Below are 19064 nucleotides of genomic sequence, written 5' to 3'. Positions count from 1 at the left end.
TAATAGCAACTGCTACGCATATGTATGCATTTGCTTTCCCCTGTTGCAATACATAGAAATTCACGAAAAAAAATTTTCCTTTCGAAAAAGGAAAATTTTCTTCTATATTAATGACTTTAAATACCGTTTATCAATCGCTGTTTCATGTGAAAGAGCTGACAAATATTCTTCTTGTGCTTTTTGTATTTCATCTACAATCGCACCTTGACTATCCACTTCTTTTCCGAGCTCATCATACGTACGGTGAATAGCTTTTTGAATCATTGATAATTGAAAATTATCCATATGACTTCCTCCTTTACGCATTACATAATAGCCAGTATATGCGCGCTGGAGGAGTTTTATACTATGAATTACGCGGTGGACGTTTTCCGAAGTATTGGTAGTAATCTGCCACCAAAACAAACTCATAAACCTAGTAATTTAAAGGTTTCCTCTAATTTCTTTTTTCCGAATCATTTGTTACTACTTCCATAATAATATGTCTAGAAAAAAAATACAATGGATTTATGTATTAGACACATCGTTTTATCTTAACATAATTAGATAACATCTTCAATAATTTATTATATCCTAATTATGAGATAACTATTTGATTCAAAACTGGACAATCTCATCGCTTCTCATTAATCATCTGTATTAGCAAAAAGAAATCGCATGATACTAAAGAAAAATAAGAAGACAAAAAAACCAGCAAAATACCCTGCTGTCACTAGCAAATTTGTATATTTCACATTAACATCTAATACATTCAAATAACCCAAAATAAGTAAATAGAAAGTAGATAAATTCACGCTCAATTCTGTTATATACCTTATCACATACCATCTTTCTCCATTTAACTTATAACAAGTAAGTTTCTCCCAATAAAAATGATATATAAGAAGTAAAAAAACTGATATTATCCCTCCTAATATCACTAAGTAGGCTAAAAAGTTCATTATCATTACAAATACTAACAGGACCTTCTTTAAATATTGATGAGCCATCAATCCCATAAATTGATTATTTAAATCTACAAAAAAATTATAATCAAAACTTTTAATAAAAAACAAAAAGGTCAACAATAAAAAAAGAATTACTTGTATTTTCTGTAATGAAATTTCTTTAAATTCCTTTATACTACGAATTGCTTGTGTTTCAAGTGCCATCTATTTACCTCAATTCTTAAACTTGTATTTTACAAAAATCACAGTATTTATACCCCTATATTTCTTACTAAATTCAACAATAACTTCCGGTTATTCGACATCTGCTAATTTAGATATAAAATTCATCAATTATAACTTCTCCTTTTCAAAAAAGAATTCTTTTTTACACTAGCACACTAATCTCACTATTTTATTAACCTGCCAAAATACCAATAAAAACAAAAACTATAACAATAATTATAATTAAAACCACATCCAACTATATCCATGGTTTGCCCTTTATTAAATTGCTCTTTCCTTCTTTTATACTCTTCTGCATCATATTCCATGTTAATGAATTCACTGTTTCCAGAACGTTTATTTTCTGCTACTTGTTGCAAAAGTTTGGTGTACAATTTAATATCACATTCTATCAAATCTACATATCCATTATGATATCTAATTATTACATGAAATGTAGAATCATTCTTTGCAGACAAAGCCCCTGCTAACGCTCCTGCACCACCTAATGCAATATTCCCAATAACGCCACGAACTACAGCACTTTGCACATTTTTCACACTATCTTCACTAACAATTTCAAGCATTGAAATATTCTGTTTCCATTTTTTGTATCAATATTTATCAATTCACTTTTTACTTTTTGCCCAATGATTAATTCTTGATTACGCCAATTTAATGTATATCCTTCTTTTAGTATCTGCCCTGTTACCGTCACCCCTGTAAATGGTTCTAAATTCCCCATCCCTACGCCCTCTTTCCTTTAATAAAATTTGCACTTTACTAATAAAAATACCATATTTTTCCATACACATAAACTTCCTATTATGTACTATTTAAAACGATTTTATATTACCCTTAACAAAACAGAAAATTCAGTTTTTTGTTGAAAAACAATTAAGTATAATATCTATTATATTCTATTCTTGCTATCATTATTTATAAGAATCTATAAAATCCAAAGGAGGATATCATGAACGTTCAAACAAAGGGGAATGAACAGATTACAAAGTTATTAGATAACTGGTATATAGAAATTCGAAAAAGAAATTTAAATAATGCAAAGCAACTAAAAAAGGAACTCGATAAAAACATTACCAGTGTAAAAGACGATAAAAATGTACTTTTATACCACTCTTTATTGAACTTCCGTTATCAATACTTGATGGACAGTTTAAGTATTGGCAAAGATAGTTTTAAAGAAATAGAATCTTTTGATATACCAACAGATGAACCTTTATTATATTATTACCATTTTTTCAAGGCAATGCACTCAAACATAACTGGTGATTATAATTTGGCAAAAGAACATTATGAAAAAGCCGAAATTAAATTAAAACAAATCCCAGATCAACTTGAACAAGCAGAATTTTATTTTAAACTTTCTACCTTCAGTTGCCATAACCAACAATATGTTTTAGCACTTAAACAGGTTTCTAAGGCAAAAGAAATTTTTTCTAAATACAATGGTTATGAATTAAACATTGGTTACTGTAATAATCTTTATGGATTAGCATGTATACATTTGAAAGAATATGAATTAGCAGAAGAATGTCTTATCTCTGCATTGGATATATTCCAAAAACAAAACGAAGAACAAGCAACCTTATACGTTCGACATAACTTAGGTTTTATGTATGCAAATCAAAACCTTTCAGAATTAGCAATTCGCTATTTATCCGAAGTAACTGAAAAAATGCCAGCAAACTATAGAGCGATTTTAATTGAAGCATGCGAACATGCAAAAATTAATAATAAAGAAAAAGCATTAGAACTTTTAAAAACAGGTTTAGAAATCAGTTTAAAATTAAAAAATGAGGAATACCAACATCGCTTTAATATCTTACTAACGATAAACAATGAGGTTTCTGGAGAACAATTAGAATCAATAATACTAGCAGGAATGCTCTATTTTGAAAAAGAAAACCTATACGAGTACATTAATGAATATAATGAAAAATTAGCAGTGAAATTTTATCATGAAGGCAATCATTTAAAGGCAAGTAAATACTTCTATCTAAGTTCAAATGCAAGAGAAAAAATTCATGATAAGGGGGCGTTAAAATGAAAAAAGTAATAATTAGTTTAACGGGAATTATGACTGCACTAACATTAACATTTGGTGTACTGGATGCTAAAGATACACATGAAACAATTTATACTGTAAAACAAATGTCGGATGGTCATACTGGTGGTTAATAGGTTGAATTAAAAGGGTGGTTGTAAAATAGATAACCACCCTTTTTTATTTTCATACTTCTTTAAAATCTTTAATTAAATAATTTATTTCGCTTAAAATATCTTTTAAAGTTCATTTAAAACATTTTTATTATGTAAAAGAAGGGCAAAGCCCCACCGAACGAAGTGAGGTAATGAGCCGAAGGCGAATCAAAGAGCGTTAGCGACCTTCCTTTTATACTATCTATTCTTTTTACTATCTATTTTCTATACCTATCACTTTTTGTCCATTTTTGAGACACTTTTTGATATAAGTTTATCAGAAAATGTCACCTTATTTCTCATTTTCGGACAAAAAGTGATATCCCATCGCATTTTAAACAAGTAATTTAATATTCCAAAATGTCCAAGAGGGTATCCTTAATTGCAATTTGGTACTTTTGAGACATGATAAATCTCATTGTTATCAAGGGGTTTGAGGATTCTCTAATTTGCCAACTTTATATATTAAAACGAATTACGAAAACGAAAATCAAAAAGATTCACGACTCAAAAAAACGCCCTCCTAAATTTTGAAGTGAACTCGAATAGTGGTACATGAAAAAGGATGGATATTCCAATCGGACCATTATGGAGCAGTTTGGAATTAAAAATGTTTCCCAAATTAAGACGTGGATGAAGTGGTATCGTACCGGTCAAACGTACCGTTTTCAACAACCTGTAGGAAAACAATATTCTTATGGAAAAGGGCCAAAAGAGTTAAATGAATTGGAACAGCTACGGTTAGAAAATAAACAGTTAAAAACAAAATTACTGATATGGGGAAAGTATCTGGAAATCGAAAGGAATTAAACCCGGAAACTGTAGTTACTTTATGGACCGATTTCAAAACAAAACTAACGGTAAAAGAATTATGTAATGTATTAGAATTACCCTGGTCTACATTTTATCGTTGGTTACAACGAACAGTGGACCTAAGAGATGAGATAGAAGAGAAAATAAAGGATGTTTGTCTTCGGCATAAATTACGATATGGGTACCGAAGAGTGACCGCAACTCTTCGGAAAATGGGGCTGTGTGTATGGAATAGTAGCAACGGTTCTTTTCTTCCCATAAGTCATAATTGTCCTATTCCTCATGTCAATATCAGGCCACTTTAAATTAACTAATTCTTCTCTCCTAAGCCCTGTAGAAATCAATAGGACTATTACCATTTGATTTCTCATTAAAGCATAATTTGTCCCTTTATAATGCCCTCTATCAAAGTGTTCAAGAACACTCTTTACTTACTCATCTGTTAAAACATCTGTTATGGTATCTTCTTTACTAAATTTTATTTTTTTGAATGGGTTTTCTTCGACTATCCCTTCTTCTAGGTACTTAAAATACACCTTTAATGTTCGATTCTTTTCATTTATTGTAGATATACTATTTTTCAACTCATGCTTACAATAAATGAAAAACTCTTTTGCAACTTTTGACGTAACTTTATCAGTGTCAAATATCCCTTTATTTACACAAAAGGACTCAAATCTTTTCAAAATTTCTTTATAAGATTTCAAAGTATGTTTACTTAAATTACGTAATTCCCTATCATCTAAAAATTCTTGCATTACAATTTTATACAACAAAAAACCTCACCCTTTCTTCCTTTTGGAAAAAAGAATGAGGTTTATTTATTGGGCTAATATTTAATAACTTGTTCTAAGCGAACCAATTATGTTTTAGCCCTTCAAATGCCTTTATACTATGAATTACGCGGTGGACGTTTTCCGAAGTATTGGTAGTAATCTGTACGGATAAATCCGTTAAACAGTTTACGCTTCTTCGACGCATCTTTTCCATAACACTTCTCAAACGCTTCGTAGCTTGTTAATACATACGCTGACCATGTATCTAACGGGCGGAATACTTGTCCCATTTCTTTATACAGTTGTTCAACGAGTGCTTTTTCACTTAAACGTTCTCCGTATGGAGGATTCGTTACAACGTAGCCATAATCCTCTTTTGTTGTGAAATCTTTTACTTGCATTTGTTTAAATGTAATTAAATCGCCTAAGCCTACTTCTTCTGCGTTATCTTGAGCAACTCGAATCATACGATGATCAATATCTGATCCAATGATTTGTAATCGTTGATCATAGTTCGCTAAATCTTCAGCTTCTTGACGAGCTTCACGCCAGTTTTGTTTACCTACCCAGCCCCACTCGTCAGATGCGAAACCACGGTTAAATCCTGGTGCAATGTTTTGTCCAATTAATGCTGCTTCAATCGGAATTGTACCTGATCCACAGAATGGATCAACAAATGGACGATCTGGCTTCCAGTTTGTTAATTTAATTAAAGACGCAGCTAATGTTTCTTTTAACGGAGCTTCCCCTTGATCCATACGGTATCCACGTTTATGAAGTCCAACACCGCTCGCATCAATTGTTAATGTTGCAATATCCTTGAGCATTGCAATCTCAATACGGAATAACGGACCATCTTCTTCAAACCAAGTTGTACGTTTATATGTTGTTTTTAATTTTTCAACGACAGCTTTTTTAACGATACGTTGGCAATCCGAAACACTGAATAATTCAGATTTTAAAGATTTACCGATAACAGGGAATTCGCCATTCTCTGGAATATAATCTCCCCAGTTTAATGCTTTCGTTTTTTCAAATAGCTCATCAAATGTCGTTGCTTTAAATTCGCCAACTTTAATTTTTACACGGTCCGCAGTACGTAACCATAAATTCGTACGACAAATCGCCTTTTCATCTGCTTCAAATGTTACTTTGCTGTTTTCTACTTGACATTCATAACCAAGATCGCGAACTTCTCGGGCAACTAACGCTTCAATACCCATTGCCGCTGTTGCAATTAAAGTAACTTTTCCCATTTGCATTCACCTCTTATGTATATTCAAACAATAATTAATAGCAATTGGTCCTATTAATTATTACATTTTACGAAAAATATTCTCATTAACCATTTTAACTCATACTTTATAACTTCATACAAATAAAAAGCCCTCCTCTAACAAAGGAGAGCTGAGTTATTTCATAGTTGGTTCATAACGTTCTGTAAGCCATGTTCTGTTCCTTTGTACTACAAACGGCCCACGCCTCGTACTCCGGTGGCAATCATCTATCTACAGGTTATAAAACCTGTCCTTTCCCGTCGTTCATTTCCTTGGAAAAGATTCCCCTACCATTATTTGGGTTTCTCGCTCGTGGGGTTTACCTCGTTCCACTCCTATCATTTCTTCAAGGACTTCGTCACTGTGGCACTTTAAAGGTAGTCAAACCATATCCGAAAGGACTTAGGTTTTTTCCCTGCCGTTAAACCAGCCTTACAGCCAGAATACCCTAGCTTATGAATTGGCTAGGCACGAACACTACAGCCATCTCAGGCCGTGCGAGCATGGACTTTCCTCTACAACGTTGGCGTTGCAGCGATTACCCAAACGTTATGACATCCATTAGTATAGTGGAAACAAAAAGATTTTGCAACGTTTTTTTCTATGTAAAATGCTTAAACCTTTTCCCACCTTACATCATTCGTATAACTTACTTCCAAATACAGCTTTTTCTAAGTTAGATAAGCGTTTTAAAATATCCGTATTCGTGTTGTTATAAACCGGTTGTGCAACTGGTGTTTGTACAGGTTGTTGTGGAACTTGCGTTACTGCTAGTTTTTGTTCCTCTAATTCACGCTTTAAACGAGCATTTTGTTGCTTTAATTGCTCAAACTCTTTGTGGAAAGCTTCATAGTCTTTAATGATCATATCAAGAAACTTGTCTACTTCTTCTTGCTGATAACCTCTCATACCTGTTTTAAATTCTTTTTCTAAAATATCTTTCGCTGTTAATTTAATTTTATCCGAAATCATTTTCTTCACCTCAAATTTTTACCAAAACTTTCATTAACTAAATTTTTTCAGAAACAATGCTTTTTGTCAATCATATATACGAGTACTATATTACATATTACTCTGCATTATTCCACTGTTCCTCTTCTATTATATCTTGTAAATCAGAAAAAAGAATGAAATAACTGTGATAATTTTCTATTTCCCCTTTTTTCTTTGCTGATTCTACAATATATTTGGGACTTCCTGGTTTTTCTTCATCGTATACCGCTAAAAGCGCATCACTTTTTTCAATAAAAAATTGATTTTTTAATTTAAATTGCTCTGGGCTTTCATACTTCCGTTTCGTGATACTATCAACATGGTCTGCTTGAGAAAGAATAAATTCGTAATATTCACGATTATCTTCTTTCCAATTTTCTTCTTGTTCTAAAAACGGAGTGAATACCGCTAATTTTAAATCAGGATATTCTACTTGCATTTCAAAAACAACTTCAGCAGCCCATAATTCTACACCTAATTGGCCGCTTATTATAACCCATTCTAAACCATCTTCTACAAAAGTGAGTAATTTACGGTGTAATGCTTTCTTTATACACTCTACTCCTGGATGATCATTTTTAAATATTCCAAGTTCAAATGGCTTATATCCTGTTACTGCAATAACTTTCATATCAACACTCCAATTACAAAAAAAGAACTAGCATTTCGCTAGTTCTAACATATCATTTACTTTTTAAATATTCCACCAACGTTTGGTCCGATATTTGGACCTACTGGTGATACATTGTTTGGTAAAAACGGTGATACATTTGGTCCTGGTCCAAACGGTGATACATTCGGTCCTGGCCCAAATGGAGATATTTGATGACCGTGGTGGTGATGATGATGACCATGGCCACACGGTCCACATCCGCCACCGAATCCTGGGTCGATTGGGTCCACAACATTTACATTTGAATTTGTTTGCGGGAAGAAGTTTTGGTTTTTAATTTGTTGATGATGTACATGTGTTGTATGTGTTGGGAAAATGTGTGGCACCACCGTTGTTGAAAAAGAGTGTGTTACGCATTGTTTCGTCGGATGAATGACAGGAGCAGTCGTACAAATAGGTCCTGTAGGCTTATGCCCTCCAAAGCAAGGATGACAATGATGCATAGTTTTTTCTCTCCTCTCTCGTTAAAAAAATCTGATTACACTTTACAGTATGAGAAAAGAGAGAAAGCCGTTTGTTATATATACCCATTTATTACAAGGAAATTTGTCTAGTCCTTTATTTCATTTACATTGTTTTTATAGACAATCCTTCAACATCACTTACCAAAAAAGCCTCCAACTTGCTTTACAATACCTGTCACTTGATTCATCGCATTCATCATTTGTCCAGCTGTATTCATCATTTTATTTACATCATAGTTACCATCTGATGTTTTAAATTGAGAAACAAAACTAGAAAACTGACTTGGCTGTTGTTGCTTTTGCTTACCCTGCGTCGGGTACGGTTGTTTTGGTGGATAAAACATCGCTTGTTGATTAGCATACGGCGATGGTGGTGGCATATAATATTGCGAATTCATATAAGGCTGCTGCTGTGGTTGATTCATGTATGGTTGCTGAGCTTGTGATTGTTGAGCTTGATTCACATAAGGTTGCTGCTGTTGTGGTTGTTGAGCTTGATTCACATAAGGTTGCTGCTGTTGTGGTTGTTGAGCTTGATTCATAAAGGACACTTCAAACGGTTGATAATAATTTTGATTTCCATAATAAGGCTCGAAAGGATACATATTATACCGTAAATATGTATCCGTATTATATTGGTACATATTTTGCTGTGCATATGGATTCGTTTGCTGATATAAGTTAGGTTGTTGAAACATGCATTCTCTCCTCCTTCACATAAGTTTCTACATATATAATATGTACCTATAAAATAATATGTGTGATGGAGTATCTGTCTATTTTTGTCGGAAGTTTAAATTTTTAAAAAATTAAAAAAGAAAACCCTTCCATGCTATGATAATAAAGAAGAAGATTCTCATGGGGGAGGAATCAACATGGTATTAGGGGATTTAAAACAAGCGTTTTCTCAAAAAAAGGGGTATTGCACAGAGAATGCAAATGAATTATTAGACTTTGCGAGACATTGGTATCTCGAAGGAAAAATATGCATATCAGATTATCGAACATTAATAAAAGAATTAGAAATAAACGGCGCAACAAAACCTACAACAATGACAGAAGCATAAAAATAACAAGAGGGATCTCCCTCTTGTTATTTACATTGCTCAACTATATTTTGCAAAGTATACGAAATGGCTTGGTGTGTTTCAAAGAATCGTTTACCTTTACCTTTATTTACAAAGCATTGCAACACATTCGTTTGTAAATTATCATATACTTGATCAATTTGCTGTACATGTATATATTTTGGCTTTTCTTCTTTAATCCACTTATAAGCTAATTCTTTCCACTTCTTTAATTCCTCATCTACCATATCTACAAACGGTTTCATATCCTTATAAAAGTCGTATTCGGTTAGTTCTCTCTTTTTTACATTCGCTTCATTATTATACTGCATGAGTTTTTCTGAAGACTGTATTAATGCTTCATTCTTCATTTCTTTCCCACCTTATTATGCACTCACTACGACGTTTTGAAATGTCTTTACCCAATTCCCTTTCTCTTCGTGATGCACTAATTTATTTTCCATATGTTCAATATGCATTTCTGTTATTTCTATCTTATTGCATATTTTTTCACTCGCATCCTTTAATGCATGATTCATTCTAATCCCTATATTCATTTCCAGCAAATCGAGAGAACTTAACATTTGATCCATTTTTTTCATTACATCTTCCTTCTGAACCATCGCCATATACAAAACGCCTCCTTCTTTGCTTTTCCTTTGTCATGTAATTTCGCCGAATGATTCACCACTCCTGCCCACATGACAAAACTAGTTGTTATTCGTCAAAGAAATCATTTCGTATGTCATTTATAGAAATGGTAACAATACAAAAAGGAGGTGTATTACAATGGCAAAGAACAAAAATGAAAAAAAGAAAAACCAAAACAAACAACAAAATAAACCCGAGACTGGCAATCCAAAGCTAGATGGTCCAAACTTCCCTGCTACATAAAGCGAGACTTTATTACGAACAGTTAAATTTCAAGTCACCCTTAATCTCCTACTAGCATTACGTTTTGAGATTAAAGTTGTAGCACACATAGCAGGATTGTTTCAAATTAAGAAGTCCCGTCTTCAAAATGGAAGACGGGACTTCTTTTTTATTATATCATGAACTCATCCATCCTTTTAGCAAAACGATTTGCGATAGATAGCCTATAGATTTGTTCTCTCTTTCTTCTATACCATTCTGTTATATTAACTTCCCCTTTAGGTTCTTCAGGTACAAATAGCACATTCATTTTCATATTTGCACAAAACCAATCTCTCATTTTTATTTCTTCATGTAAAATAACAGGATAAATATCTCTAAGTGTTGGCGTATAAGACTTTCGAGTTTCCTTTGCGTAAACTTCATAATCTTCTCTAGACCCAGTATGTGTAGTTTGCAATGCAAACTTATAAAACGAACCATTATAAATTGGATGAAACAATAACCATGCTAATTTTTTTCCTAGTTCTATACGCTGTTGTAACGTTTCAAATTGATAAACCGAAAATCCATACATTCTCCCTTCAATTGTTGGGAAGATAACTGCACTAATATGAAGTCTTTCTTGCACTTTAAAAAGTGCAGTATGGAATACATGTTTTTTAAAATATGTGTTCTCAATGACTGGTTTTTGAATTTTATTTTGTTCATTTATAATAAGCGCTGTCATAAGCCTATTCATATCTCTTCTTTCCCAGAAAAGTAACCATTCTTTTTCCATAAATATTGATACGTTGAAATATTGCAACAAATGAAAGAGAGGTGCACGTCTCTTCTTACTTTCCTCATACAATAATAGCTGAGGAAATGCATCTAAAAAAATAATCCAATTAGCCTGTTCGTACAGAATAAATAAATGTTTTTTTACCGTTCTAGGTAAAACAGTAGCATAATATCTCCCTTCTAAATCAGTCATATTCCAGCCCGCATTTCTCGAAACCATACTCGCTAAAAAGGCCCACCTGATTTCACTATTTCTTAAATAATATTCTTGATAAGATTGTGTCCGAGAAATATTGTCCACATTAGCTATTTCTGTTTTCTTTTTAATATTGTGAACGATTGCTTTTTCTTCCTCTGTACAAAAATTTTTTTCTCGATTTTGTTTCATTTTCATATAATCATTCCATGTAAACATAAATAAGTCATCATACCTTTCATCAAAAAGGTCACATCTTTTTTCATTTTTTGATATAATCACCTTTGTAAGTAATTCTTAGCAAGTTGGGGGTGGACACACTATGACCATTCGTTACCCAAATGGAAAAAGGTATAATCAAGCTTCACAACCTCAAAAAACACCTATAAAAACACATACTTATAGTAATAGAGGTATGTCCCTTGAAGAGGAATTGAATGAAACAAATCAATATTACTTAACCCATAATATTGCATGTGTACATAAAAAGCCTACACCTCTTCAAATTGTAAAAGTAGATTACCCCGCTCGAAGTGCTGCAGTGGTAAAAGAAGCGTATTTTAAACAACCTTCTACAACAGATTACAACGGTGTATACAAAGGGAAATACATCGATTTTGAAGCAAAGGAAACAAAAAATAAAACTAGTTTCCCACTTCAAAACTTCCACCTTCATCAAATTGAACATATGAAGCAAGTGGTTGCTCATAATGGAATTGCATTTGTTATTATTAAATTTACACTTTTTGATGAATTTTATTTACTAGATGCAAAACATATTATTGCATTTTGGAATCGTCAAAATACTGGTGGACGCAAGTCGATTACGAAAGAAGAAATAGAAGAGCATGGATCCTTATTATCATGCGGTTATCACCCTCGGATTGACTATATCCGTGTACTAGACATGGTTTATTTTTCGTGATAGAGTCATCACTAAGGCTCTTTTTTCGACTTTTGGGGGAGAGAATGAAAGGTAGGAGAAAGTATAATGTCAGATAATTATCGTTCTCGTACAGAACGAAATCATGTGAAAAATCAAGAGAAAAAAACACATAAAGAAGAAAAACCAAAGAAAAAAGGCTCCTTTTTCAAGAAATTTCTTATAGGTTGTCTACTTCTTGGTATCGTTGGTCTTGTAGCCGGCGTTTCCGCTTTCTTTGTTATGGTAAAGGATGCTCCAAAATTAGACAAAGCCAAACTTGTTAATCCTTTATCAACAAAGTTTCTTGATAAAAACGGGAATTTCTTCTATGAATACGGTGCTGAAAAACGAACACACGTTACTTATGATCAAATTCCAAAAGTAGTTGAAAATGCATTCCTTGCAACTGAGGATTCGCGTTTCTATGATCATAATGGAATTGATTTTAAACGAACTACAAAAGCAGTTATGGAAAATGTCACTGGTGGTTTCGGTTCCCAAGGTGGTAGTACGATTACACAGCAAGTCGTTAAAAACTACTTTCTAACGATGGACAAAACTGCTAAAAGAAAAGTACAAGAATGGTACTTATCTTACAAATTAGAGCAACAATACTCTAAACATGAGATTTTAGAAATGTACTTAAATAAGATTAATTTAGGTAACCGTTCATACGGTATTGCGACAGCAGCGCAAAAATATTATGGTAAAGATTTAAAAGACTTGCAATTACATGAAGCTGCTATGCTCGCTGGTTTACCCCAAGGTCCAAACATTTATGATCCAACAAAAAAGGAAAATGTTGAACGAGCAACAAATCGTCGTAATGTCGTATTATCATTAATGAATCGACATGGTTATATAACAAAAGAAGAAATGAATAACGCCGTTAAGATCCCAGTAACTGAGGGCCTTCAACCGTCTTCAGAAGTAACTGAGATGAAGTATCAAGCATTTTTAGATGCGGTTGTAAAAGAAGTTGAAAAAGAATATCCTGATGTAAATATCGGTTCAGATGGTTTAACGATTCATACAACACTTGATCAAGATGCTCAAGATTACGCTGAAAAAATTATGGATGGTAATCTTATTAAGTATCCAAACGATCAATTCCAAGGATCATTCGTATTTATGGATACACAATCTGGAGAAGTTCGAGCAATTGGTGCTGGACGTAAAGAAAATAAGTCCACTTTCAAAGGTCATAATATGGCAACTGATTTAAAACGCCAAGTTGGTTCAACAATGAAACCAATTTTCGACTACGGTCCAGCGATTGAGAATCTTCAATGGTCTACTTACCATCAATTAAATGACTCTGAATATACTTATTCGGATGGCACAAAGATTAAAAATGCTACAGGGAGTTTTAAAGGTGACGTTTCACTTCGTGAAGCATTGAAGAAGTCATTAAACATCCCGGCTTTAAAGACAGCTCAAACAGTTGGACTTAATAAATCAAAAGAGTTTGCTGAAGGTTTAGGCATGACATTTGAAAATGGAGTACATGAATCTACTGCAATTGGTAGTAACGATAGTTCTCCATTAGCAGTAGCAGGTGCATATGCAACCTTCGGTAATAGTGGTAACTATAATAAACCACACTTCGTAAAAGAAGTAACCTTCCCGGACGGGAAAAGAAAAGCTTTAAACCGAAAGAACAACGCGCTATGCAAGACTATACAGCTTACATGGTAACTGACGTTCTTCGTGACGTAGTAAAACCTGGTTCTGGTGGTACAGGACCAACAGCATATGTTTCAGGTGTTGACGTAGCGGGTAAAACTGGAACGCAAAACTTTGATGCAAAAGATTTAAAGAAATACGGCATTCCAGCTGATGCAAACAGGGATAGCTGGTTCGCTGGATATACACCACAATATACGATGGCTGTATGGACGGGTTACGTAAAGAATGGTCCAGAAAACTACATTAGTGATCGTTATACTAAAATTGCACAGCAAATGTTCCAAGTAATGATGAGCAAATTCGCTACAGATAAATCTCGCTTTGAACGTCCTTCTTCTGTACAAGAAATAAACGGAGAATTATACGTAAAAGGTGCGAAAAAAGATGCAATTAAACAAATTAAAGTAGATGCCCCTAGTGGTCTGAATGTCACTTTTGATGGCGCTAGCACAGTTACACTAAACTGGTCTGGACCAGCAGAAGTCGATGCATATGCAGCCAGCTATAAAGCAACTGATGGTTCAAGTGGTAGCCTATCAATAAGTGGTACGACAGCTACTCTTGGTGGTATTAAACCAGGTGTTACTTACAGCTTCTCTGTAGTAGCGAAAAAAGGTACTGGAACAAGCCCAGCAGTTGGTGCATCCTTCACTGCGCCTGGCGGAACTCCAGATGCGAAAAAAGCTGAAGAAGAGGCTAAGAAAAAGGCCGATGAAGAAGCTAAGAAAAAAGCTGATGAAGAAGCCCAGAAAAAGGCTAATGAAGATAAAGTAAAACAAGACGAAGCTAAGAAAAAGGCTGAAGAAGAGGCTAAGAAACAACAAGAACAACAGCAAGAACAACAACGTAAACAGCAAGAAGAAGCTCAAAAGAAAGCTGATGAGGAAGCTAGAAGAAAAGCTGAAGAAGAAGCTAAGAAAAAAGCTGAAGAAGAAGCTAAGAAGAAAGCTGAAGAAGAGGCCAAGAAAAAAGCTGAAGAAGAGGCTAAGAAACAACAAGAACAGCAACACCAAAATACCGGAGGAGATACACCTCACGCAGACGGTGCTGTTGTTACAACAGAGTCCTAATATACAAAAAAGAAGTCCGTTTCTCTTAACGAGAAGCGGACTTCTTTTTTGTTATCATTTTCTTTACATACAGCTTTTCTATTTCGATATACAACTGCGCTAATTGAATATAAGAATGATAATTACTCGGTTTCTTTATAATGAATGAATATCTTTCCATAAAATTAACAGGTCGCACTTTTAATTTATTCGTATTTATTTGCATTTCATTCAAACTATGAACAGGTTGTTCATTTAGCCAATAGACAACCGATAACAAGTGAGCTGCAAAAAGAATCATTGGTCCCTCAGCCTCTTGCTTATTTCTATTTCGAAACAGTATAGCAATGTCTTCATGCTTATTTTTCCATACATTCAACATCGCTGGAATGCTGTTTTCAATTTCCTTCCACGGCTCATACTGTCTTTCAATATCAAATATAAAGTAAGTATTTTGTATTATCTCTTCAAAAGAATTGTCTGTATGATACTTAACTAAATTTACACTTTCTTTAAAAAATGGTAAACAGTGAAATTCTTTCGGTATTTCTATAACTCGCTCCATCCTTTATTTCACCTTCATTCGCTTCTTTCCTTCACGACATACTTCTAACAGTCTGCACTCCTCACATTGCGGTCGTTGTGCTTTACAGTGATAACGTCCAAAGAAAATCATACGATGATGTGTAACTCCCCACTCATCCATCGGTACTTTCTTCATTAATGTTTTTTCTACTTCTAACACCGAATCTTTCCATCTACAAATCGCTAACCGTTTACTCACTCTTTCTACATGCGTATCAACAGCAATTGCCGGGATGCCATACGCTACCGAAACAACTACATTTGCTGTTTTTCTCCCTACTCCTGGTAATTTCGTCAACTCGTCACGGTCTTCTGGAACTTTTCCATTGTAATCATCCAGCAACATCTGACACAATTTTTGAATGTTTTTTGCTTTATTTCTATACAACCCAATAGAACGTATATCTTGTTGTAACTCTTCCAAAGATACACTTAAATAATCTTCTGGTGTTTTATATTTTTGAAATAAATTTTTCGTCACTTTATTTACAAGTGCATCTGTACATTGTGCAGATAGTGCTACCGCGATTACTAATTCAAAAGGATTCTCATGAATTAATTCACAATGTGCTTCTGGATACATATCCGCCATTGTGTCTAAACAATAGCGAATTTGCGTTTTATTTAACATATACTTCCTCCTATATTACTGCTCCAACCAATTATAAAAAGGCACTTTTCCAGTAAATTTCGTCTCTTGTTTTGTCATTTGTTGTGCTCTTTGTTGATTCGCTCTAAATTTTTGACCTTGATTTTGAGCCTGATCTACCGTTTTAATTCCATTCTTTTTCCATTCAAATAAAATACGATCAATATATCGGAAATTTAGTTTTCCACTCATTACAGCTTCTCTAAGAGCCGCTTGAATTAAATTTGGATGATGTTGATCTTGGTCCTCCCACATTCCTAACGTTTCACATTCGAACGGCGAAAGTGGTCTTCCAAATTCTTTTTCAAATACTGTATATAAATTTACTTGCAGCTGTTTTTTTTCTTTTTGCTCTTCCTCTATCGATTCATCCATTAAGAAATGTAATATTTTTTCCCATAACGGTTGTAAAGAATAACTTTCGCACATCATCGCTTCTGATCTTTGTCCACCTTCTAGTGATAAAAACCCTTTTTGAATCAATGCTTGAATTACTTCCATACATTTCATTTCCGTTATCGTCATCCGTTCAGAAATCTCTGAAGGAGTCGGAAACGAATTACCTGACTCTAAAAATGTGTGTACATGAAGTACGACCATAAATTCCGTCTCATTTAAACCTAATTTTTTATAATGCATCATAAGTAATTTTGGAATTGCAATGCTTCCCTGCTCAAACCACTGTAACATCATTTTCTTTTTCATCACCAAACACCTCGCTCTCTAGTATAACACACCTTTAGCTATTTCTTTTTGCCACAATTCGTCAAAAAAACCTCCCTATTAATGGGGAGGTTTTTTATATTACATGAATGAAATATAAAATTAAGCTTGCACTTTACTTTTCATAAATGTATGGATACGCTCTAATGCTTTCTCTACTTGTTCAAGAGATGTCGCATATGATAAGCGAACATTATTTGGAGCACCAAATCCTGTACCTGGTACAAGAGCCACTTTTTCCTCTTCTAATAGAGCTTTTGCCCAATCATCAACTGTTGCATATCCTGATAAAGCTACAGCTTCTTTTACGTTAGGGAATAAGTAAAATGCACCTTGCGGTTTAATGCAAGTAAAGCCAGGGATTTGAATTAATTTATCATAAATAATGTTTAATCTCTCTTCAAAGGCTTGACGCATTGTTTCCACAGGTTCTTGTGAGCCTGCATATGCCGCAATTGCGCCGTATTGAGCGATTGAAGTAGGGTTTGACGTACTATGACTCGCTAAGTTCGTCATCGCTTTAATAAGCTGCTTATTTCCTGCAGCATATCCAATACGCCATCCTGTCATAGAATGAGATTTAGATACACCATTAATAATAAGTGTTTGTTCTTTTAATGCATTAGAAAGCTGGGCAATTGAAGTATATTCTACGCCACCATAAATTAATTTTTCATAAATTTCATCAGAAACGATTAAAATATCATGTTCTAAACATACTTCTCCAAGCTGTTGTAATTCTTCTTTGCTATAAATCATTCCTGTTGGATTGCTCGGTGAATTAATAATAACTGCTTTCGTTTTCTCTGTAATTGCCTCACGCAGCTGCTTTGCTGTAATTTTGTACTCATTGTCTTCTAAACCTTCTACATAAACCGGCTTACCGCCAGCAAGCTTTACCTGCTCTGGATAGCTTACCCAGTAAGGAGTTGGGATGATAACTTCATCTCCTTCATCAAGTAATACTTGGAATAATGTATACAATGCATGCTTTGCACCATTACATACAATAATTTCAGATGGATCATACGCAATACCTTGATCGCGAGTAAATTTCTTCACAATTTCTTGTTTTAACGATTGTAATCCACCTGTTGGTGTATACTTCGTATGCCCTTCTAACATCGCTTTATGTGCAGCATCCATAATATGCTCTGGTGTATTAAAGTCAGGTTCCCCTGCCCCTAATGCAATTACATCATGACCCTCTGCTTTTAATGCTTGTGCCTTTGCTGTAATTTCTAAAGTTGAAGACGGTGTTAAAGCAGCTACTCGCTTTGCTAATTTCATTTGTAGTTCCCCCTACATCTATTTTTCAATGCTATATCGTCTTAAAAATTTTCCATCTTTAAATTCAAGATAGTAATAACTATAACGATTGTCATCATCAATATATGTAACTTCCCATAGTGGTACATCATTTTCAAAGCCTAATTTCACTTTCATAATCTCTTTCGGCTTACTTTTTGATTCCTTACTTTCATTGCCGACTTGCTCTATTGTTCTTTGTATAGCCTCTTTTTCAGAAATACCTTCGCTCTTTTTCCTTACTACAGTATCCCCTTTTTTCTCAGGCACCCAAACGATAAGTTGTTCTCCCTTTTCATCTGTACCTTGCACGACTATATATGCAGATTTTCCGTTGTAATAATCAACAGATTTCACCTTTGTAAGCTTTGCTTTTTCTTTAGCAATTTCTACAAATTTCGACTCTTTTGGAATTTTCTTTCCCATCGCTTTATTATAAACATACGCCCCATATATTCCGCTAGCAACGATAACAATAATGATTGCAAAAATCCACTTTTTCATTGTATCACTACGTTCTGTAAATCGTAAATACAGCTGTTTCTTTATCTTTTTCGTCTAATGCTAGTCCGAACATGAGGTCCTGCTCTTTTAACGTACGATTTAAACTATCAACAATTTTATACAAATCCGACGAATATTTAATACGCGTCGTTGATAGTACTTCGATTTTCTTCTCCATGAAAAAACTCCTCCGTTACACAAAAATTTCTAATTATAGAAGAACGCAATGCGGTTACAATAAGAGTACATTCTTTACAACCCCTGCTTCATCACCCATCTATTATAGCAGGACATGTACAGCAAAAAAAGGTTTCAAGTCGAAAACCAACACATTTTGTATACAAGA

General features: G+C 34.0%; 25 protein-coding genes, 1 other RNA gene and 2 pseudogenes. 7 read left to right on the top strand and 21 right to left on the bottom strand.

Annotation, left to right across the window (positions count from 1 at the left end):
• Window positions 1–102: 102 nt before the first annotated feature.
• The 4 genes from NST90_RS07860 to NST90_RS07845 all read right to left on the bottom strand — a co-directional run bounded on the left by NST90_RS07860 (window position 103) and on the right by NST90_RS07845 (window position 1896).
• Entirely contained in the window at window positions 103–285 is a 183-nt protein-coding gene (locus NST90_RS07860) for a DUF3921 domain-containing protein (protein WP_000368570.1), read from the bottom strand.
• Between the two features lie 341 nt (window positions 286–626).
• Entirely contained in the window at window positions 627–1151 is a 525-nt protein-coding gene (locus NST90_RS07855) for a hypothetical protein (RefSeq protein ID WP_001162866.1), read from the bottom strand.
• A gap of 185 nt (window positions 1152–1336) precedes the next feature.
• Window positions 1337–1711: a hypothetical protein gene (locus tag NST90_RS07850; RefSeq protein ID WP_283748217.1), complete on the bottom strand. Its 375-nt coding sequence runs from the start codon at window positions 1709–1711 to the stop codon at window positions 1337–1339.
• Window positions 1708–1896 carry a hypothetical protein gene (locus NST90_RS07845; RefSeq protein ID WP_231009158.1) on the bottom strand — a complete coding sequence of 63 codons (189 nt, stop codon included), beginning with the start codon at window positions 1894–1896 and terminating at the stop codon, window positions 1708–1710. Before NST90_RS07845 ends, NST90_RS07850 begins: the two co-directional genes overlap by 4 nt.
• Before the next feature lie 228 nt (window positions 1897–2124).
• Between NST90_RS07845 and NST90_RS07840 the strand changes: the two genes are divergently transcribed.
• The 3 genes and pseudogenes from NST90_RS07840 to NST90_RS07830 all read left to right on the top strand — a co-directional run.
• On the top strand, window positions 2125–3219 hold the full coding sequence (locus NST90_RS07840) for a Rap family tetratricopeptide repeat protein (protein WP_001102770.1): 1095 nt from the start codon (window positions 2125–2127) through the stop codon (window positions 3217–3219).
• Window positions 3216–3350, top strand: coding sequence for a hypothetical protein (locus NST90_RS07835; protein WP_006924364.1), 135 nt, complete (start codon window positions 3216–3218; stop codon window positions 3348–3350). The genes NST90_RS07840 and NST90_RS07835 overlap by 4 nt, the downstream gene beginning before the upstream one ends.
• 576 nt (window positions 3351–3926) lie before the next feature.
• Window positions 3927–4411, top strand: a pseudogene (locus NST90_RS07830) (IS3 family transposase); the annotation flags it as partial.
• On the opposite strand, the gene NST90_RS07825 reads toward NST90_RS07830, so the two are convergent.
• The 8 genes from NST90_RS07825 to NST90_RS07790 all read right to left on the bottom strand — a co-directional run bounded on the left by NST90_RS07825 (window position 4355) and on the right by NST90_RS07790 (window position 9065).
• A complete protein-coding gene (locus NST90_RS07825; protein ID WP_157404505.1) occupies window positions 4355–4543 on the bottom strand; it encodes a tyrosine-type recombinase/integrase in 189 nt (62 codons plus the stop codon). The pseudogene NST90_RS07830 and the gene NST90_RS07825 overlap by 57 nt on opposite strands.
• Before the next feature lie 72 nt (window positions 4544–4615).
• Entirely contained in the window at window positions 4616–4957 is a 342-nt protein-coding gene (locus NST90_RS07820; RefSeq protein ID WP_000276812.1) for a phage integrase SAM-like domain-containing protein, read from the bottom strand.
• A gap of 119 nt (window positions 4958–5076) precedes the next feature.
• A complete protein-coding gene (locus NST90_RS07815) occupies window positions 5077–6216 on the bottom strand; it encodes a class I SAM-dependent RNA methyltransferase (RefSeq protein ID WP_000521224.1) in 1140 nt (379 codons plus the stop codon).
• A 180-nt stretch (window positions 6217–6396) separates the two neighbouring features.
• Window positions 6397–6787, bottom strand: an RNA gene (rnpB, locus tag NST90_RS07810) — RNase P RNA component class B.
• An 86-nt stretch (window positions 6788–6873) separates the two neighbouring features.
• Window positions 6874–7209 (bottom strand): cell division regulator GpsB, encoded by a 336-nt coding sequence (gene gpsB / locus NST90_RS07805; protein ID WP_000622431.1) that lies wholly within the window; start codon window positions 7207–7209, stop codon window positions 6874–6876.
• Window positions 7210–7306: 97 nt separating this feature from the next.
• The gene (locus NST90_RS07800) at window positions 7307–7861 is read right to left on the bottom strand and encodes a DUF1273 domain-containing protein (RefSeq protein ID WP_000862910.1); all 555 of its coding nucleotides are present in this window, start codon (window positions 7859–7861) and stop codon (window positions 7307–7309) included.
• 56 nt (window positions 7862–7917) lie between these two features.
• Complete coding sequence (locus tag NST90_RS07795) at window positions 7918–8346, bottom strand: CotD family spore coat protein (RefSeq protein WP_000546270.1); 429 nt, start codon at window positions 8344–8346, stop codon at window positions 7918–7920.
• 155 nt (window positions 8347–8501) lie between these two features.
• Window positions 8502–9065, bottom strand: a complete 564-nt coding sequence (locus NST90_RS07790) for a YppG family protein (RefSeq protein WP_016122190.1) — start codon at window positions 9063–9065, stop codon at window positions 8502–8504.
• A 177-nt stretch (window positions 9066–9242) separates the two neighbouring features.
• On the opposite strand from NST90_RS07790, the gene NST90_RS07785 reads away from it, so the two are divergent.
• Window positions 9243–9434 (top strand): YppF family protein, encoded by a 192-nt coding sequence (locus NST90_RS07785; protein ID WP_000242652.1) that lies wholly within the window; start codon window positions 9243–9245, stop codon window positions 9432–9434.
• 26 nt (window positions 9435–9460) lie between these two features.
• Here the strand turns inward: NST90_RS07785 and NST90_RS07780 are convergent, their stop codons facing one another.
• Both NST90_RS07780 and NST90_RS07775 read right to left on the bottom strand, forming a co-directional pair.
• Window positions 9461–9805, bottom strand: a complete 345-nt coding sequence (locus tag NST90_RS07780; RefSeq protein WP_000786939.1) for a YppE family protein — start codon at window positions 9803–9805, stop codon at window positions 9461–9463.
• Between the two features lie 15 nt (window positions 9806–9820).
• Window positions 9821–10063: a hypothetical protein gene (locus NST90_RS07775; protein ID WP_001252036.1), complete on the bottom strand. Its 243-nt coding sequence runs from the start codon at window positions 10061–10063 to the stop codon at window positions 9821–9823.
• Between the two features lie 85 nt (window positions 10064–10148).
• Between NST90_RS07775 and NST90_RS07770 the strand changes: the two genes are divergently transcribed.
• Entirely contained in the window at window positions 10149–10328 is a 180-nt protein-coding gene (locus tag NST90_RS07770; RefSeq protein WP_001987054.1) for a hypothetical protein, read from the top strand.
• 151 nt (window positions 10329–10479) lie between these two features.
• Here NST90_RS07770 and NST90_RS07765 read toward each other — a convergent pair whose 3' ends face one another.
• Window positions 10480–11505 (bottom strand): DUF2515 domain-containing protein, encoded by a 1026-nt coding sequence (locus tag NST90_RS07765; RefSeq protein WP_002023716.1) that lies wholly within the window; start codon window positions 11503–11505, stop codon window positions 10480–10482.
• A 103-nt stretch (window positions 11506–11608) separates the two neighbouring features.
• Here NST90_RS07765 and recU point away from each other — a divergent pair, with 103 nt between their 5' ends.
• Together recU and NST90_RS07755 are read left to right on the top strand one after the other, a co-directional pair.
• Complete coding sequence (recU, locus tag NST90_RS07760; protein ID WP_000155598.1) at window positions 11609–12211, top strand: Holliday junction resolvase RecU; 603 nt, start codon at window positions 11609–11611, stop codon at window positions 12209–12211.
• A 66-nt stretch (window positions 12212–12277) separates the two neighbouring features.
• Window positions 12278–14970 (top strand): annotated as a pseudogene (locus NST90_RS07755) (PBP1A family penicillin-binding protein).
• A 25-nt stretch (window positions 14971–14995) separates the two neighbouring features.
• Here the strand turns inward: NST90_RS07755 and NST90_RS07750 are convergent.
• From NST90_RS07750 to NST90_RS07725, 6 genes are all read right to left on the bottom strand, one after another.
• Window positions 14996–15514 carry a YpoC family protein gene (locus NST90_RS07750; RefSeq protein ID WP_006924378.1) on the bottom strand — a complete coding sequence of 173 codons (519 nt, stop codon included), beginning with the start codon at window positions 15512–15514 and terminating at the stop codon, window positions 14996–14998.
• A 3-nt stretch (window positions 15515–15517) separates the two neighbouring features.
• A complete protein-coding gene (nth, locus tag NST90_RS07745) occupies window positions 15518–16165 on the bottom strand; it encodes an endonuclease III (protein WP_000933030.1) in 648 nt (215 codons plus the stop codon).
• A 15-nt stretch (window positions 16166–16180) separates the two neighbouring features.
• Complete coding sequence (dnaD, locus tag NST90_RS07740) at window positions 16181–16888, bottom strand: DNA replication protein DnaD (RefSeq protein WP_000728542.1); 708 nt, start codon at window positions 16886–16888, stop codon at window positions 16181–16183.
• 120 nt (window positions 16889–17008) lie between these two features.
• Entirely contained in the window at window positions 17009–18196 is a 1188-nt protein-coding gene (gene aspB, locus NST90_RS07735; protein ID WP_000761560.1) for an aspartate transaminase AspB, read from the bottom strand.
• Window positions 18197–18214: 18 nt separating this feature from the next.
• The gene (locus NST90_RS07730; protein WP_000758739.1) at window positions 18215–18718 is read right to left on the bottom strand and encodes a DUF5590 domain-containing protein; all 504 of its coding nucleotides are present in this window, start codon (window positions 18716–18718) and stop codon (window positions 18215–18217) included.
• Window positions 18719–18725: 7 nt separating this feature from the next.
• Entirely contained in the window at window positions 18726–18896 is a 171-nt protein-coding gene (locus tag NST90_RS07725) for a YpmA family protein (RefSeq protein ID WP_000412179.1), read from the bottom strand.
• Between the last annotated feature and the right edge of the window lie 168 nt (window positions 18897–19064).

It is taken from the genome of Bacillus sp. FSL E2-8900, from assembly GCF_037966225.1.
GTDB lineage: Bacteria > Bacillota > Bacilli > Bacillales > Bacillaceae_G > Bacillus_A > Bacillus_A cereus.
This window is presented reverse-complemented; position numbering and strand designations above follow the sequence as displayed.

Coding starts and splice junctions, on each gene's coding strand:
- NST90_RS07855 (WP_001162866.1), bottom strand. CDS start 1,151: ATGGCACTTGAAACACAAGCAATTCGTAGTATAAAGGAATTTAAAGAA.
- NST90_RS07765 (WP_002023716.1), bottom strand. CDS start 11,505: ATGTTTACATGGAATGATTATATGAAAATGAAACAAAATCGAGAAAAA.
- gpsB (WP_000622431.1), bottom strand. CDS start 7,209: ATGATTTCGGATAAAATTAAATTAACAGCGAAAGATATTTTAGAAAAA.
- NST90_RS07725 (WP_000412179.1), bottom strand. CDS start 18,896: ATGGAGAAGAAAATCGAAGTACTATCAACGACGCGTATTAAATATTCG.
- aspB (WP_000761560.1), bottom strand. CDS start 18,196: ATGAAATTAGCAAAGCGAGTAGCTGCTTTAACACCGTCTTCAACTTTA.
- NST90_RS07730 (WP_000758739.1), bottom strand. CDS start 18,718: ATGAAAAAGTGGATTTTTGCAATCATTATTGTTATCGTTGCTAGCGGA.
- NST90_RS07795 (WP_000546270.1), bottom strand. CDS start 8,346: ATGCATCATTGTCATCCTTGCTTTGGAGGGCATAAGCCTACAGGACCT.
- NST90_RS07845 (WP_231009158.1), bottom strand. CDS start 1,896: ATGGGGAATTTAGAACCATTTACAGGGGTGACGGTAACAGGGCAGATA.
- NST90_RS07860 (WP_000368570.1), bottom strand. CDS start 285: ATGGATAATTTTCAATTATCAATGATTCAAAAAGCTATTCACCGTACG.
- NST90_RS07790 (WP_016122190.1), bottom strand. CDS start 9,065: ATGTTTCAACAACCTAACTTATATCAGCAAACGAATCCATATGCACAG.
- recU (WP_000155598.1), top strand. CDS start 11,609: ATGACCATTCGTTACCCAAATGGAAAAAGGTATAATCAAGCTTCACAA.
- NST90_RS07835 (WP_006924364.1), top strand. CDS start 3,216: ATGAAAAAAGTAATAATTAGTTTAACGGGAATTATGACTGCACTAACA.
- NST90_RS07840 (WP_001102770.1), top strand. CDS start 2,125: ATGAACGTTCAAACAAAGGGGAATGAACAGATTACAAAGTTATTAGAT.
- NST90_RS07800 (WP_000862910.1), bottom strand. CDS start 7,861: ATGAAAGTTATTGCAGTAACAGGATATAAGCCATTTGAACTTGGAATA.
- NST90_RS07785 (WP_000242652.1), top strand. CDS start 9,243: ATGGTATTAGGGGATTTAAAACAAGCGTTTTCTCAAAAAAAGGGGTAT.
- nth (WP_000933030.1), bottom strand. CDS start 16,165: ATGTTAAATAAAACGCAAATTCGCTATTGTTTAGACACAATGGCGGAT.
- NST90_RS07825 (WP_157404505.1), bottom strand. CDS start 4,543: ATGGTAATAGTCCTATTGATTTCTACAGGGCTTAGGAGAGAAGAATTA.
- dnaD (WP_000728542.1), bottom strand. CDS start 16,888: ATGAAAAAGAAAATGATGTTACAGTGGTTTGAGCAGGGAAGCATTGCA.
- NST90_RS07775 (WP_001252036.1), bottom strand. CDS start 10,063: ATGGCGATGGTTCAGAAGGAAGATGTAATGAAAAAAATGGATCAAATG.
- NST90_RS07780 (WP_000786939.1), bottom strand. CDS start 9,805: ATGAAGAATGAAGCATTAATACAGTCTTCAGAAAAACTCATGCAGTAT.
- NST90_RS07750 (WP_006924378.1), bottom strand. CDS start 15,514: ATGGAGCGAGTTATAGAAATACCGAAAGAATTTCACTGTTTACCATTT.
- NST90_RS07815 (WP_000521224.1), bottom strand. CDS start 6,216: ATGGGAAAAGTTACTTTAATTGCAACAGCGGCAATGGGTATTGAAGCG.